The sequence below is a fragment of the Microcoleus harperi Pol14_C6 genome, from assembly GCF_036701295.1.
Taxonomy (GTDB): Bacteria; Cyanobacteriota; Cyanobacteriia; order Cyanobacteriales; family Microcoleaceae; genus Microcoleus.
On record NZ_JAUBQN010000040.1, the window covers coordinates 43,479 to 58,539 of the forward strand.

17 protein-coding genes and 1 pseudogene are annotated in these 15,061 nt (G+C 45.4%); 8 read left to right on the plus strand and 10 right to left on the minus strand.

The features are described 5' to 3' along the window. Window positions 1-25: 25 nt before the first annotated feature. Both QUA27_RS22240 and QUA27_RS22245 read right to left on the minus strand, forming a co-directional pair. On the minus strand, window positions 26-325 hold the full coding sequence (locus tag QUA27_RS22240) for a putative quinol monooxygenase (RefSeq protein ID WP_333070566.1): 300 nt from the start codon (window positions 323-325) through the stop codon (window positions 26-28). 237 nt (window positions 326-562) lie between these two features. After that, window positions 563-1,240 carry a hypothetical protein gene (locus tag QUA27_RS22245; RefSeq protein WP_333070568.1) on the minus strand — a complete coding sequence of 226 codons (678 nt, stop codon included), beginning with the start codon at window positions 1,238-1,240 and terminating at the stop codon, window positions 563-565. Between the two features lie 142 nt (window positions 1,241-1,382). Between QUA27_RS22245 and QUA27_RS22250 the strand changes: the two genes are divergently transcribed. Then, the gene (locus QUA27_RS22250) at window positions 1,383-1,862 is read left to right on the plus strand and encodes a hypothetical protein (RefSeq protein WP_333070570.1); all 480 of its coding nucleotides are present in this window, start codon (window positions 1,383-1,385) and stop codon (window positions 1,860-1,862) included. Window positions 1,863-1,982: 120 nt separating this feature from the next. Here the strand turns inward: QUA27_RS22250 and QUA27_RS22255 are convergent, their stop codons facing one another. After that, window positions 1,983-2,486 (minus strand): hypothetical protein, encoded by a 504-nt coding sequence (locus tag QUA27_RS22255; protein ID WP_333070573.1) that lies wholly within the window; start codon window positions 2,484-2,486, stop codon window positions 1,983-1,985. Window positions 2,487-2,921: 435 nt separating this feature from the next. Between QUA27_RS22255 and aroA the strand changes: the two genes are divergently transcribed. Further along, window positions 2,922-4,277 (plus strand): 3-phosphoshikimate 1-carboxyvinyltransferase, encoded by a 1,356-nt coding sequence (gene aroA / locus QUA27_RS22260; protein ID WP_333070576.1) that lies wholly within the window; start codon window positions 2,922-2,924, stop codon window positions 4,275-4,277. A gap of 112 nt (window positions 4,278-4,389) precedes the next feature. On the opposite strand, the gene QUA27_RS22265 is transcribed toward aroA, so the two are convergent. The 3 genes from QUA27_RS22265 to QUA27_RS22275 form a co-directional block, all read right to left on the minus strand. Then, window positions 4,390-4,827, minus strand: a complete 438-nt coding sequence (locus QUA27_RS22265; protein WP_333070578.1) for a CAAD domain-containing protein — start codon at window positions 4,825-4,827, stop codon at window positions 4,390-4,392. A 196-nt stretch (window positions 4,828-5,023) separates the two neighbouring features. Next, the gene (locus QUA27_RS22270) at window positions 5,024-6,031 is read right to left on the minus strand and encodes a 2-hydroxyacid dehydrogenase (RefSeq protein WP_333070581.1); all 1,008 of its coding nucleotides are present in this window, start codon (window positions 6,029-6,031) and stop codon (window positions 5,024-5,026) included. Between the two features lie 267 nt (window positions 6,032-6,298). Next, window positions 6,299-6,451 carry a hypothetical protein gene (locus tag QUA27_RS22275; protein ID WP_333070597.1) on the minus strand — a complete coding sequence of 51 codons (153 nt, stop codon included), beginning with the start codon at window positions 6,449-6,451 and terminating at the stop codon, window positions 6,299-6,301. Here QUA27_RS22275 and QUA27_RS22280 point away from each other — a divergent pair. Next, window positions 6,408-7,277 carry an ion transporter gene (locus QUA27_RS22280; RefSeq protein ID WP_333070596.1) on the plus strand — a complete coding sequence of 290 codons (870 nt, stop codon included), beginning with the start codon at window positions 6,408-6,410 and terminating at the stop codon, window positions 7,275-7,277. The two genes, QUA27_RS22275 and QUA27_RS22280, sit on opposite strands and share 44 nt — an antisense overlap. 104 nt (window positions 7,278-7,381) lie before the next feature. Here QUA27_RS22280 and arr read toward each other — a convergent pair. The 4 genes and pseudogenes from arr to QUA27_RS22300 all read right to left on the minus strand — a co-directional run bounded on the left by arr (window position 7,382) and on the right by QUA27_RS22300 (window position 10,600). Continuing rightward, window positions 7,382-7,781: pseudogene (arr, locus tag QUA27_RS22285) on the minus strand (NAD(+)--rifampin ADP-ribosyltransferase). A 271-nt stretch (window positions 7,782-8,052) separates the two neighbouring features. Beyond that, complete coding sequence (locus QUA27_RS22290) at window positions 8,053-8,787, minus strand: energy-coupling factor ABC transporter ATP-binding protein (RefSeq protein WP_333070582.1); 735 nt, start codon at window positions 8,785-8,787, stop codon at window positions 8,053-8,055. Window positions 8,788-9,006: 219 nt separating this feature from the next. Then, window positions 9,007-9,681, minus strand: coding sequence for an energy-coupling factor transporter transmembrane component T family protein (locus tag QUA27_RS22295; protein WP_333070585.1), 675 nt, complete (start codon window positions 9,679-9,681; stop codon window positions 9,007-9,009). After that, window positions 9,674-10,600 (minus strand): energy-coupling factor ABC transporter permease, encoded by a 927-nt coding sequence (locus tag QUA27_RS22300; protein ID WP_333070588.1) that lies wholly within the window; start codon window positions 10,598-10,600, stop codon window positions 9,674-9,676. Before QUA27_RS22300 ends, QUA27_RS22295 begins: the two co-directional genes overlap by 8 nt. Before the next feature lie 629 nt (window positions 10,601-11,229). Between QUA27_RS22300 and QUA27_RS22305 the strand changes: the two genes are divergently transcribed. The 5 genes from QUA27_RS22305 to QUA27_RS22325 all read left to right on the plus strand — a co-directional run bounded on the left by QUA27_RS22305 (window position 11,230) and on the right by QUA27_RS22325 (window position 14,775). Then, window positions 11,230-11,865, plus strand: a complete 636-nt coding sequence (locus tag QUA27_RS22305; protein WP_333070590.1) for a hypothetical protein — start codon at window positions 11,230-11,232, stop codon at window positions 11,863-11,865. A gap of 69 nt (window positions 11,866-11,934) precedes the next feature. Next, a complete protein-coding gene (locus QUA27_RS22310) occupies window positions 11,935-12,408 on the plus strand; it encodes a hypothetical protein (protein WP_333070592.1) in 474 nt (157 codons plus the stop codon). 102 nt (window positions 12,409-12,510) lie between these two features. Next, window positions 12,511-13,158, plus strand: coding sequence for a hypothetical protein (locus QUA27_RS22315; protein ID WP_333070593.1), 648 nt, complete (start codon window positions 12,511-12,513; stop codon window positions 13,156-13,158). Between the two features lie 116 nt (window positions 13,159-13,274). Further along, window positions 13,275-13,709 carry a ferritin-like domain-containing protein gene (locus tag QUA27_RS22320; protein ID WP_332954961.1) on the plus strand — a complete coding sequence of 145 codons (435 nt, stop codon included), beginning with the start codon at window positions 13,275-13,277 and terminating at the stop codon, window positions 13,707-13,709. A gap of 103 nt (window positions 13,710-13,812) precedes the next feature. Then, window positions 13,813-14,775, plus strand: coding sequence for an FTR1 family iron permease (locus tag QUA27_RS22325; RefSeq protein ID WP_333070595.1), 963 nt, complete (start codon window positions 13,813-13,815; stop codon window positions 14,773-14,775). Window positions 14,776-15,061 lie beyond the last annotated feature (286 nt).

Sequence of the window (15,061 nt, forward strand, 5' to 3'; positions counted from 1 at the left end):
TAATAAAATTGCTCTACAAACCGGATTAAGCTAGCAATTCATAGCGGCGGATATCTGGAGGTCCAACGGCCAAACCGTCTAATTTCTGCACGGCGTCTTGAATGTGATTTGAACCGAGATGTAGTTCGAGCAAATCTGCACTTTCCCACTCTTCAACGAAGGTAAAATCTGTGGGATCGGCTTGATTTTGCAGGAGTTCGTATTTGATGCAGCCTTTTTCTTTGCGAGTGGGTTCCATAATGCTCAGCAGCAGAGATTTAAGTTCTGCTACTTTGTCAGGAAAGGCAGCGAGGCGGGCAACTACTCGCAAGGTTGGTTTGGACATAGGACAAAAAAGTCACAGATAGGACGATCAAATTTACCGATTTTTACTTAGCAAACTCAGCAAAACACGGTTTCACTTAAAATAACCTAAAGAGGTCGATCGGTCAACGGCAGTAAAATCAGTCCTGGACGCGCTCAAGTCTCAGAAACCAGGTTTCTTCCCAAATTCTTCGCTACCAACCGCAGAGCGTTGTATAAACCCGGTTTATTGATATATTTTCGTCAATATCGGAGAAACTCAATCTTTGGGATAAAATCGCTTGTTTTCTGTAGAATATTCCCAGGCGATAGCCTCCGGGTCTTTTTCGCGGCTCCACTGAGCAAACTCCGGCTTAAGTTTCCACTTGCCGATCGTAGTTGCGTGAACTTTGAATCTGCGGGAGAGTTCGGTTTGGGTAAAAGAGATTTTGGGCTTTTGAGGAGTCTTGGTTTGAGTAATGGGGAATAAATTTGGTTTTTTATCTTGTGCTTTTTCCAGATTTATGGGAGGCTCTTGAACAGCTATTGCCGCATTAAGTGTTTCGCTTGGAGTCACAGGTGGAGCTATTTGAAAATAATACAAAATTCCGCCTTGTTCCGTCACTTCAAAATCTGCGGCAAACTCAGAAGCTCGTTCGTCAAGATACTCTTGAACCTTTTCTCCGGGGAGTTTCGCATTCATCGCCAAATCCAAAGCCGTAACTCGCCCTTGATTTTCCTTGATTAACTTGTAGAAAACCGAGTCTAAATGAGCGAGTTTGTGTTTTTGTTGCTGCTGGTAGAGCCTCCAAGCCCAAGCAATGCCCGCTGTGGTGGCGATCGCCCAAAACATCGTTCCCGACTCGAAACTGGCAACCGCCGTCAAGGAAATAGGCAAAAGCAGGGTAAGATATCCCCAAATGCTTCCCTTCTTTAGGTTATTGCTGTTTTTGACCATAGTTCCCAAACAGGTACGTAGTTTAGCTTAGTAGAGCGTGTCCGAATGCCGCGAAAGTTTTTCGACAGTCGATATATCGGCTAATCGCTGACGCACTCTACGACAAAATCCCAGAATCTACTTTTTTTGCAACCGAGGGTTCATGTACTTTTTTCGCAAACAGATTACCATCCTGCTGATAGTTGTTGCTTGCTGTATGCTGACGATTAGTTGCAGCAATAGTCGAGCTGTCCAGTGTACTAAATTTACTGAAATTGTCAACAAAGGCAACGCTCTCCTTGATGTTAATAAAGACAGCAACGATGCTGCAACGACCGACAATTTAGCTAAAAATTTGAACCTGATAGCGAATGAACTTGAGGCTCTGCGAATAACAGATAAAACCCTCAAAGAAATTCAGGAGCCATCGGTTAAATCTTTCCATGAAATTAGTCAAGCACTCGGCGACATAAGCAAAAGCCTTCAGGCTGGAAATCTCGCTTCTACAAGTATAGAAGGTCGAGAGCAAATCCAAACAGCTCAAGCAGATATTATTAGAGCAGGGCAACAGGCAAATCAAGCAGCCGCAAATCAAGACGCTTTGACTAGCAAACTGATTAATTATTGTAAGAGCGATCGTTAAAGGCTAAGAGTTTTGAGTTTTGAGATGGCCGCGCGAACCGTAAAAACCCACGGGGGGTGAATGAATTTGAGGAATGCGTCGCCTTCACCTACTCTCTACCCCTTTGCAATTAACCAATTTTTAGTGATGAATTTCTAGATTCAAAATATAGCGACCGAGTTGTACTTTCTCCGACCACAACTCGTATTCTAACTGCAAGTGTCCGGGTTCCGGCTTTCCTGTCAGCGTCAAGTTGCGGGTGAAGTTGCGGAGTCGCAACTGTTCCGGAGTAGCCAGCGATTCGCCCTGAAGCCAATAACGGCTCAGGCCGTACATTCCCCGTTCCCAGCAGTGGCGGTAACTGTATTTGCCGTTTCCTTGCATGGTCATAATGACTCGATAGGGCGAAACTTCTAGCCAGAGCAACCGGGGTTTTGTAGTTGGGGGCAAGATTGTAACTTGCTCGGCAGATTCGTCCGAGGTGTCGGAAAATTGGCGATCGATTATTGCTGGTTCGTGTAACAACAAGTGAAAGCGATCGCGGTCTTTTTGATAAAGCGTACCAGCGGTTTCAACAACTGACCACAATGGTAAATCTGTGGATACCAGCGATAAACTTACAGGCTTGCGGTGATGCGTCAGCATAAACAAAAGTGTAGGAGTTGTTGTGGATCGGGGGGGTTTGAGATTTGAGATTTTAAGCTTGAGATTTTAGATTTTAGATTAGCTGGGTTCCAAATTCCGGAGCTTTTGCTTAAAAAAATGAAAAATCTATAACTCGCAATCGAAAATCTAAAATTGTTTAGTCACAATTGAATCATCTGGTCGATAACTGAGAGCTAGACATGAAATCTAAGCATATACACAGATAATAGGGGTGAAATTAAAGTGAAATCCGTACTGCTGCGTCCGCACTCCTGTGTCCTCGATAACTGACAGCGGAGTCTCCGGGCGAGTTTAATCAGCTTTTAAGTTAACCGGACACATTGGGAAAAAACCCGCAGGCCGTACAAACGACGACTGACTTAGGACTGGGAAAAAGGTAGGATAGCTAACGCCATCCAATCCTAGTTTATCTCAATGCAAGCTGACATTATAACTACTACGCTTCTTGACAAAAGCCAAACTTTAAGCATTCAAAAACCGGCCTCGGGCTTGTCGCTGGTGGGGAGGATTCGAGTTCCGGGCGATAAGTCGATTTCTCACCGAGCTTTGATGTTGGGTGCGATCGCCCGAGGTGAAACGACAATTGAAGGACTACTCCTAGGGGAAGACCCGCGCAGCACGGCTAAATGTTTCTCGCTCCTGGGAGCCAAAGTTTCTGAACTCAACGCGGAACGGGTGACAGTCCGGGGCGTCGGAATTGGTCAGTTAGAGGAGCCTGTGGATGTCTTGGATGCAGGTAATTCCGGCACAACGATGCGGCTGATGTTGGGAATTTTAGCGTCTCATCCGGGGCGTTTTTATGCAGTAACGGGTGACAGTTCTTTGCGATCGCGCCCCATGTCGCGCGTCATTAAACCGCTGCAACAAATGGGAGCGCAAATTTGGGGTAGAAAAAGCAATTCTTTAGCTCCTTTAGGGATACTCGGACAGCAGTTAAAACCGATTCACTACCATTCTCCGATCGCCTCGGCTCAAGTTAAATCTTGCATTTTGCTCGCCGGTTTGATGGCCAGCGGAGAAACTACAGTCACAGAACCCGCTCTGTCGCGGGATCACAGCGAGCGGATGCTGCGAGCGTTTGGAGCCAAATTGAGCGTCGATCCAGAAACTTGTAGCGTGACAGTTACTGGACCGACACAACTGCAAGGGCAGAATGTGATTGTACCGGGGGATATTAGTTCGGCGGCATTTTGGCTAGTTGCTGGGGCGATCGTCCCGGGTTCGGAACTCGTAGTCGAAAATGTCGGCGTCAACCCAACTCGTACAGGCATTTTGGAAGCTTTGGAGATGATGGGGGCCGATATTGAACTGCAAAATCAGCGAGAGGCGGCTGGGGAACCGGTAGCGGATATTTTGGTTCGCAGTTCCAGCCAATTGCGGGGATGCACCATTGCGGGCGACTTAATTCCCCGACTGATTGACGAAATCCCAATTTTGGCCGTAGCGGCAATCTTTGCGTCGGGTGCTACAATAATTCGAGATGCGGCCGAGTTGCGAGTCAAAGAGAGCGATCGACTGGCCGTGACTGCTGCCGAACTCAACCGCATGGGAGCCCAAATTTCCGAGTTACCCGACGGTTTAGAAATTACCGGGGGAACTCCTTTGATCGGTGCGGATGTTGACAGCTACACCGACCACAGAATAGCGATGAGTTTGGCGATCGCAGCGCTCAACGCCACAGGTATTACTAACATTCACCGGGCCGAAGCTGCTGCCATTTCCTACCCCGACTTTACCGCCACTTTGCAACAAGTTTGCCATCCAAATTGAGAGCGGGAGAGTGGGAGAGGGGGAGAGGGAGGAGTCCGAGATGTGGAGAGGGGAGAGCGGGAAAAATCCTCTTTCTTCCTTCTTCCTTCTTCCCTCTTCCTTCAACATCCGTTTAAGAATCCTTACCTACAACTTGTTCTTTTAAAGAATCAATTTCCGTTAACAACTCTTGGCGATCGGAAGCCTTGAGCAGATAGCGATAAACAAACCAACCCGTATATCCCATGCCAATCAACTCAAAAATTGGAGCTACCAAAGGGACATCATTAAGAGCACCTAAAACTCCCAGCATTACCTTAATACTAATACCGCCTGCTAGAATTAAACCAACAGTTATGAGGGGCTTTTGGTAGTCAGCAAAAAAATTAGAGAGATAGGCTGGAAGTTCCGACAAAATTGTAATAACTTGGTCTTTAATATCTTGGAACTGGTTGGCCGTTGTTTCCGTGGTTGTCACTGTAGTCATGACCCCCGGTTTGTCCTCCACCAGATCTACTGTCACAACTTCAGTGATTGTTTGTGTCTCGTCCGAAAAGTTAGCTTGTGTCATTGAATACTTCCTCCGTTGTCAGGTAAAATTGCAGGCTGTGAATTGCTGCCAGTATAATTCTCCGGCAATTAGCACAGCATCCGCGCTGCAGGGACTAATTGATGAGACTAAGGCAGAGTTTCACAAATTGCAAGCAAAAATAACGATATGACTTGATTTTAAACAATTGCCTCCGCTGCCAAATCGGTCTTTTGACTCATTTTTTCACTTGAGCGAGGTCGATTTGATTCGGGCAAGGGCGTCCTTGTTCAAAGTCGGTGATATTGCCGATCGTGGTTTCGGCGATATTTTTCAAAGCTTCCTCGGTGAAAAAAGCTTGGTGTCCGGTAATCAGAACGTTGGGGAAAGTCAGCAAACGCTGAAAAACGTCGTCTTGGATGACGTGATTTGACAAGTCTTCAAAAAACAGATCCGTCTCTTGTTCGTAAACATCTAAACCGAGGTAGCCAATTATACCAGACTTTAGTGCTTTGGTAACAGCTTCAGTGTCAATTAACTGACCGCGGCTGGTATTGATCAGCATCATCCCCGGTTTCATTTGCTCGATCGCCTCTGCACCGATCAAATGGTAAGTTTCCGGTATCAGCGGACAATGGAGACTGACAATATCAGAGGCTGCGAATAGTTCCGGGAGTGCGACGTATTCCATGCCTATGGCGAGGCAATCTGGGTTTTGGTAAACATCGTATCCCAGCAGGCGACACCCGAATCCGTGCAGAATTTGGGCAGTAATTGCGCCAATTCTCCCTGTTCCAACGATTCCCACCGTTTTGCCGTGGAGGTCAAAACCCAACAGGCCATCTAGGGCGAAATTGCCTTCGCGGACGCGGTTGTAAGCCCGATGGATTCTGCGGTTGAGGGACAAAATCAGAGCGACTGCGTGTTCGGCCACTGCGTAGGGAGAATAAGCCGGAACTCGGAGGAGAGTTAGATCTAAATCCTTCGCTGCTGCTAAATCGACGTGATTGAATCCCGCCGATCTCAGGGCCAGCAAGCGGACGCCTTTTTCGGCAATGCTGAGCAGCGTTTTCGCGTCCAAAGAGTCATTCACGAACGCGCAGACTGCAGGAAATCCAGCAGCCAAAACGCTGGTTTCCAGGTTCAGACGCGGTTCAAAAAAAACTAAATCGTGTTTGCCGCCGACATTCGCTGCTTCCAGAAATGTGCGATCGTAGGATTTGGTGCTGAATACGGCTACCTTCATGATTTTTGCCTGCAAACCCAGTAATAGTTGGAAATTCTTTCCAGATTAACTCTAAATTTTACTAGAATGCCGCTTCCCCAAACACCATACTTCCGAGAAATATTGAATTTCGCAACAAGACGCTCTCTGAAGAAACCATTTTTTTAGCTTGAGGGCAACTCCTGCTTAATTTTTTTAATTTAATTGCTTATACTGTAATCTAAGGCGGTCGTTAATTGCTACTTTTTTAGGACAAACTCAGATGCGTAAAAAAATTAAAAGTATAATTTATGAAATCTTAGAAACTTCAGAATCAAGCAATTTATACAGTTTAATAGATGATGTTTTTATAACTTGTTTAATCCTGATAGATGTTGCAGCTTTTATTGCTTCTACTTTGCCCACACTGTCGCCAGAATACACATCGCTTTTAGCAAACATAGAATTTTTTTCCTCTTTAGTATTTACAATAGAATATATTTTGAGGCTTTGGGTGTCTACAGTCGATCGCAGATACAGCCACCCGCTTTGGGGAAGATTGAGATATGCTCTTACACCTCTAAGTTTGATAGATTTAATTTCAATCTTACCTTTTTGTTTGTTTCTGTTATTTCCTAGCCTAAATTTCGTTAATTTAATTCGTGTTCTGCGCTTGTTACGCTTGCTAAAAATGAGCCGTTATTCCGAGTCATTCCGAACCCTAGGAGCAGTATTGTACGCTAAAAAAGAGGAATTAATTGCCACTGCCTTTGCAGTTTTTATTTTGTTAATATTTGCCTCTAGCGTCATGTATTTTGTTGAAAACGAGGCGCATCCAGAGACTTTTGGGAGTATCCCCGATGCAATGTGGTGGGGAGTTGTGACATTAACTACTGTCGGTTACGGCGATATTTATCCAATCACTGGTTTAGGGAAATTGTTAGGAGCAATGTTAGCATTTTTGGGTATCGGAATTTTTGCGTTACCGGCAGGGATAATTGCTGCAGGTTTTTCTGAGGAACTACAAAAGAAAAAGCAGGAAAAAAGAGCTGAAAATTTAGAGGAAATTGCGAATGGTCAATCGGTCAAAATGCTGACAGAAATCGCGCCCTGTTTTGAAGAAAAGCAAACGGCGATCGTACTTCACGTGGAAAGTTCATCAGAATTGATGAAAATGTGTGTTCAAATGGTAAACCAGAAGTTAGGAAGTGAGTTTCAAAATGAACAAATTCTGCGCGATTTAGCTATTCATCTGTACAACGAGACAGTTCGCAAATTCCAGCTTTAATTACAGGCATAGCAGAAGGAAGAAGGAAGAAGGCTATAAAGGAGGGGCGCATCATCGAATCGTATCCACACGCTCATCGACTGCCCGATAATGCGGGGAGTAACTTAGTCGTCGATTGCCTCAATACCAAGTTGCCTAAGTCGCTCAATGTGGTCTTTCATGGCCTTGAGCGCTTCGGGGGAGTGCCCCTGCCAATCCGTGACCTCGCCCGTGACGCGCAGCGGCTCCCGGGATCGGTATGACTTCGTGAAATTACCCGGGTATTTCTTGTCCGTCAGATTGGGGTCATCCATAATCGGGCCGGTCGGTTCCACCATGTAGATTCTGCCGGGTCCTTCGCCGAGGGCCAGCTCGGCCCCCCAAGTAGCCGCATCCAAGGTGGCAGTCAGATAGACGTAGACTGCCTTATTACCTCTTACCGTAGTTAGAAGTGTAGCCGGGCACGATTAGGTCTCCCGGCTTCTGATCGGCCCGTGTGCCATGATAGAACTGCTGCGGAATCATATCGTCAGTGGCTGTCACCGGCTCGCTCCTGATACTGTTTGTCCTCCCCTGGCAAATCTCGCGCCGGTCTCGACAGGGAGTAGGTTGACCTGAGACAAGGGCGAGGGCGAACGCATCTAAATTTCATGTTAACAGAATATGGTATCTTGCAATACGGTTGACTTAAGAACAATCTGACTTTCAAGAAATGCCTGTATTGCCTATAAAATCCTGAGATTACATTCGTCAAAAAGCGTTAAATTAACCGTTTCGCGAGCTAAGTAACGACTAATTACCAATCTGGTGGCAAATTATAATATTCGAGGGTTGATTGGTCTGCCAGCAAATCTTGGGTTTTTCTGTCAATTTTAATCTCTCCATCCGCTAAAACTAAAGCCCTTTGAGTCGTTTTACCGATCCAATTCAAGTTGTGAGAAGCGATCAAAATTACCTCGATCGGCAATTGGGACAAAACTGACGCCAAGTGACGCCGCCACGAGGGATCTAGTCCATTAGTTGGCTCATCTAAAATTAAAATTGCCGGCTCTAATGCTAAAATTGCTGCCAAGGCTGCTAACCTTCTTTGACCTCCAGAAAGTTCGTGGGCAGAACGGTTGGCAAATTCTACTAAACCGAATTCGTCTAATAGCGCTAAAGCTCGATCGCGCGCTACTCCCGGCGGCACTCCGTAATTGCGTGGCCCGAACATGACATCCTCTAAAATAGTCGGCATAAATAGCTGGTCGTTAGCGTCTTGAAAGCAAAATCCTATCTGCCTGCGCGCCTGCGATAAGGTCGTCGGTTCCAACTTTTTTCCCTGCACTCTAATCTCACCGGATTGAGGCATTTTTAAGCCGATCAAGTTTTCGAGCAAAGTGCTTTTCCCAGCACCTGTCAGGCCGAGTAAAGCAACTCTTTCTCCCGGTTGCAATGTAAAAGAAATTCCCCGCAATACTGGCTTTTGATCGGGATAGCCAAATACTAAGTCTTGCACTTCGATTGTTGGGACGGATTTGACTCTAGTCAATTTTTATTTTCCTCGATTTTAGGATTAAGAGTATTTAACCGCAGAGAGCGCAGAGGGCGCAGAGAGGGGAAGGGAGAAGGCAAAAGGTAGAGGAATGAATTAATTAATTAAGTAGGTCGAGCTCAATAAACACTATGATGTCATTGCGAGGAACGAAGCAATCGTAAGGCTTTGGGATTGCTTCGTTCCTCTCTTCGGACACGCAATATAGATGTCCAGCTACTTACCAATTGCCCATTCCCAATTACCATAAGAAGCTATTGTTAATCCGGCTGCCATTAAAATTGCTAATGTCAGCCAAAGTCGCTCTTTTGGTGTCGATTTTGAGTCAGGAGGTAAAGTTCCTTGATAGCCGCGAATTAGCATGGCTGCGTGTACTCTTTCTGCCCGATCGAGGCTTCGCAAATAGAGGGCTCCGATCATGGAAGCACTGGCGTAGCGCAGCCATCCTCCCGTACCAGATAAGCCTCGCAGTTGCGCCGATCTTTTCATGCGGTTGACTTCGGCTAGCAAGATTTCTAAGTATTGTCCCGTTAAAAGTACAATGTCTTGCAAACCTGCTGGTAGGGGTAATCCTTTGAGAGCGATTCCGAAACTGTGGGGCGGCAAAGTTAGCAGAAAACTGTTCATAATTAGCAGGCAAATTAGGGAACGCAGCAACAGAAAACTGGCACGTTCCCAACCTTGGGGCAGCACTAATAAGGAGAGAAAAAGCAATTCTGCTCCCAACAGTTGCGCTAGGGTTCGCACCGGCGCCCTCAGCCAAAATGACCAAAAAAGTGCGATCGCCCCATAGATTCCCAGCCACAGCCAAGCGCCAGTCTTCATAAAACCTATGCCGATGACAATAATCAGAGACACTCGCAATCGAAAAGGTATCGCAAGTTTAGACATCTTTAGGTTTTACCAACTGAGCAATGCCAAAGGCCGCCCCGAAGCTGAAAGCAGACCCTAAAAGTCCAGCAATGCTAGTACCAATAGGCTGTTCTTCTAATCCTTTAACTGTGTAATCTGCTAAAGGAGTAGGATTTTCGATCGCCACAGCTTCTTTATCTTTAAAGCCGTGTTTTTCGGCTACCGCTTCTAACCCGTCAGGCCAACTTGAAGCAAACAGCGAAAGCACCCCCGAAATTAATAAAACTCCGATTACAGGCACTACCCATTTCTGCAATTGTGGCTGTTGTCCCGGCAGTAAATCCGGCCGCACTTTGACGAGATAAGTTAAAACGCCGCCTGTAATTACCCCTTCGCCAATCCCAATTAAAATATGTACCCCTACCATTGCTGGCAATGCGATATTGAGCGCTACTGTACCAGAAATTGCCAATTGGATCGCCACGCAAATCGAAGCAGCCACAACGCTAAGGGCGGCGGCAATCCCTGCTGCTAGCGGCAAACGATTTCGGGAACCTCCCAACAGTTGCTGCAACGGCTGCAACAGCCACCAGCCCGCCCAAATTCCAACTAGCCCCATGTTAAAAATATTGGCTCCCAAGGCGGTGATGCCCCCGTCGGCAAACAAGACGCTCTGAATTATAAAAACTGTGCTCATCGCTAAAGTTGCCGCCCAAGGGCTCCCCAAAACGACGGATGCGAGCGCCCCTCCCAACAAGTGGCCGCTGGTGCCGCCGGCTACGGGAAAGTTGATCATCTGGGCTGCAAACACGAAAGCTGTAGTTAAGCCCATGATTGGGGCTTGTCGAAGTCCAAGACTGGCGCGGGTTCGATTCAGGGCAACAGCAATTACTGCTGCACTTGCTATGCCGGTGGCAACGGCTACTGGCGGTGAAAGGAAACCATCAGGTATGTGCATCGATCTATCCCAAACGAGAGAAGTTCCAACTCTTTAGTCAACTATTTTTTACAAAAATTTAAAACCCCCTCTGGGGGCATTAATGCGATCGAGCGATCGGGGGATTAGTGGCGGGCGATCGCTTATTTGATATAGATTACCGCCTCAAACGCAGAATTTTGAGGATGAGAAATTTTACATTAAATAATCCTGAAGAATTATTCGGATATTTTACCGACCACCCCCACATTGAAGCTTTTTGATAAGAATTATCAATATTTCTTTACAGATTCAACTGCAAAATTGTATTCACCGTCAAGATCGAACAAAAATATTAAAAAAATATAAAGAATAAACATAAAATCTCTCATTGGATTTATTCTCAACTCTTGAGAATAAATAGCATTAATTTTTTAACGACCGCAGTAGTGAAATTAGCACATAGCTAGTCACAGCAAAAGTATTGCGTGTTCGAGAAACTACAAAGTCCGAATTATTGCTAGTCAATATAATTACCAGTAAGTTTGCGGTTGTCGATCGCGCCAATGTGCGATCGGCTTTGCCCGCACGAGCTGCATTATCAAGAAACTCAAAATACTAATGCGCTGATTCTCAAGTAATTTTCCGCACAACCTACAGGATGTTTGCCAGTGGTGCAGCACTCAACCCAAGACTCAACTACTGATTTAGTTCCATCTGAATTTCCCAAACAGTTAGATATCGCTCAAGTTTCTGTCTACGGACTTAGCTTTTTATCCGCTGGTTTATTTCTGTTTTTACCTTTAGTTAACCTACTGCATCCGAGTCCTTGGCAGCGGTGGATGGGAACCATTCACGGCATGGGTGCAATGTTGGCATTAGTAGTAATGGTTTATACAGGACATCTAGCATTTCCATTGTTGCGGGGTGTCCCTAAAATCTTGCCGCAAATGCGTACATTAGCCTTTTGGTCAACTCTTTTGAGTTTTTTGGCCATTGCTACTGGCAATTGGGCTTATATGCGGTATCGAGCAGGCATAGATTTCGGCGGAGCTAGAGCAGCGCTGAAAGAAAACTCTCCTCTAGCGCAGTACGTTTTGATGGAATATCACGAATTTAGCGTGCTGTTTACATTGCCTTTAACAGTAGCTTGTGCGTGGATTTTGTGGAACTACGGCAACTCGATTTTAGAAAAGCAAAATCGCCCAGTTTTAACAGCTACCTGCGTGGCTTTGATGGCAATCATGTTTTTCGCAATGGGCGGCATGGTGAGCGGGCTTGGTGTGGCTAAAATCCACGCTTTGTAATTAACAGTTAGTTGACTTTAGCATTAGCAAGGGCTAATTACCAATTACCAAAATTAGGATATTTTTACAATGACTAGACAATTATCCCGCCACAATGAGCCGGACAATGAACCTTTATACGGGAAATTTTGGAGGCAATTAAAACACTTCCCCAGCGGTTTAGCCGAAGGAGCAGAAACAGCACCTAGTGTTTCCGGACCGGCCGCTGCGGCAGTAATTAGTGCAGCAATTGGTTGTTTTACAATGATGGTGACTCACCACTTGTCAGACACATCGAAAGCCACAGAAAAAATTGTTTGGAATCTCGGTACTTGGATTCCAGGAAGCAAGACTGATAGCGAATTGTGGGGAAATATCGGCAGTTACACAGGCAAAGAAACTATGTTGCTTGTGGGTTGGCTGATCAGTTGGCCAATTCTCCATGCTTTCTGGAAAAATAAGAATGTTAAAAGCCGCACCATATTTTTCTGGATGTTTGCTTTGTTGGTTGCTGCCACAGCTATGTGCTGGCATCCTCTATTTCCCTATTTGCCGTTAACTTAAGTAATGTGAGGTTTGATGATGGAAATAAAAAATAAGCCGCTCCCAGCCAGGGAGATGCACAAAATAGTTTGGGTTAGCGTCGGAGTTTTAACTCTTTTCTTTATGACTTTCCCCATCGCGATGTGGCGCGTTAGCCAAAAAGAAAAGTTTCGCGGTTTTCACGTCAAGTCTTTGACAATTGAGGGGCAAAATCCAGCTAATGCTGTGGCTAAGGGGCGGACCCAACCAGCTATTGCTAGTAGCAGTGTGCTTTCGGCTGCTCATAATTCCTATTTAGCTATTGACACCAAAAAAAAGCTGCCTGACAAGTCTCCAGAGGTTGTACCTTTCACTAATACGTCTACTGAAACGGCTATTGCGAGTAGCCGTACAGATAAGACTGTCCAAGCTGTACCTGTATCAGCAGGCCTGCAGGAAGTTCAGGCGGTGGATGGAACAAATCAGACAGCAGAAATTACGGATCGCGTAAAAATAGATGAGTTAGCTCTAAAACTCTACGATCGCATCGATCGAAGTTGGCAAACTAGCCCTACGTTCAATCAAAATCTAGTGTATCGAGTCACTACAAGTCAAGATGGGGCGATCGGCAATTTCGAGCCTCTCAATCAACCAGCTAAGGATTACACCCAAGAAACTCCTTTACCAAATCTGCTGAAATCTTCCGAAACTAGCAGCAGTAACAGTGCAACACCAGTCGCTAAGTTTACTGTAGTGTTTGCTCCTGCTGGAACCTTAGAAGTTAACCCGTAACTCACATATAACATCTCTCCGGTAAGGTGCGCCATCAGCACCTTACTTTTCATTTTCAACTTAAATGTGGTATTATAAACAGCGCCCTCTCGGGCCTGCTACTTCTAAAACAACAAATGAAAGAACTTGACGAGAAAAAAACCCAGGAACTGCTATGCACCATCATGGAATGGGAACTTGCAGGGGTCGTGCGCTATACCCACTATTCACTAATGGTGACAGGACCAAACCGGATTCCCATCGTGCAGTTTTTTAAAGCACAAGCAACGGAATCCCTACTCCACGCCCAACAAGCAGGAGAAATTCTCACCGGTTTAGAGGGGCATCCCAGTCAGAAAATTGCTCCCATCGAAGAAACCTACAAACACTCGGTGAAAGACTTATTGGAAGAAAGTTTAAATCACGAGAAAAAAGCGCTTAAAAAGTATAAATCTTTACTTGAAGTTGTGACGGACTCCAGCGTTTATTTGGAAGAATATGCCCGCAATCTAATTGGACAGGAAGAATTGCACCAAGTAGAATTGAAAAAAATGCTGCGCGATTATAGTTGATTTAATCATTGGTTATTGGTTATTGGTCAGTTGTTATTTCCAATGACCAATAACCAAGGCTCCATGCTCATGCCCTCTCCCCCATGCCCCATGATTATAAAAAATGAATTTTAGTGAAGCGCTACCGACTTTTGTAATTACCCTGCGCGAAGGCGTAGAAGCCGCCTTAGTCGTCGGAATTGTACTAGCTTGCCTCAAAAAAGCCGAGCAAAGTTACCTCAATTCTTGGGTTTATGCAGGTGTCGGAGCCGGCATTGCTGCTAGCGGTTTTGTCGGTGTTCTATTCAATGGATTGCTGGCAGTATTATCAACATCCGAGCAGCCTTACGCACCAGTAATTAAACAGCTATTAGAGGGCGTGTTGGGAATTGTGGCGATCGCAATGCTAAGCTGGATGCTAATATGGATGACTCAGCAAGCGCGCTTTCTCAAAGCAGAAGTTGAAGGATCCGTTACAGCAGCTTTGACAGAAAATACTAATGCCGGCTGGGGCGTATTTGGCTTAATTTTTATTGCGGTACTGCGCGAAGGTTTTGAAACAGTTATATTTGTCAGTGCTCAGTTTCAACAAGGTTTGAGTCCCGCTTTGGGAGCTTTGGGCGGTTTGACTGGGGCGGCAATCATTGGCGCGCTACTGTTCAAGTGGGGTGTAAAAATTGATATCCGCCTGTTTTTCAAGTTTATGGGGATTTTGTTGCTGTTAATCGTGGCAGGTTTGGCAATATCTGCACTCAAACATTTTGACCAAGCCGCTGTGATTTTGTCCCAGATGAATAGCAATTATGCAACGATTTGTGTTTATTACGATCGCCTCGCACCACTCCACTCTTGTATTTTAGGCCCGATGGTGTGGAATGCAGCGGAAACTTTGCCCGATCGGGAATTTCCGGGAGTCGTTCTCAAAGCACTATTTGGATACAGAGATCGACTTTATCTCGTCCAAGCGGCGGCTTACACAATATTCTTAGCCACCATCGGGGGTCTTTATTTCCAAAAATTAGGCTCTAAGGCGACTATACCGAGCAAAAATACTCAGCCAGCTCGATCGCAAGCTCGCCCTCAGTAAGTATGCAAGCGGTTTGTATCCGTTATTTCGCTGATTCCAGGACGATTAGAAAATCAGCCCCACCTGCCAAAAAATCGCCTTAAAATTTTCAGGTGACGGGATTGATTATTTGACTTTTATCTGATTCTATTAAACAATAGAATATATTTTGTTTTTTTATAAACACTTATATTGATATTATTTAAATCTAGCGTCAACACCCGAAAGAAGTAATATCAGGTTCGGATAATTAGTTATAATTAAGGGCAGCCGATTCACAGGGAGGCCAAACCCCCTATGCCAAAAA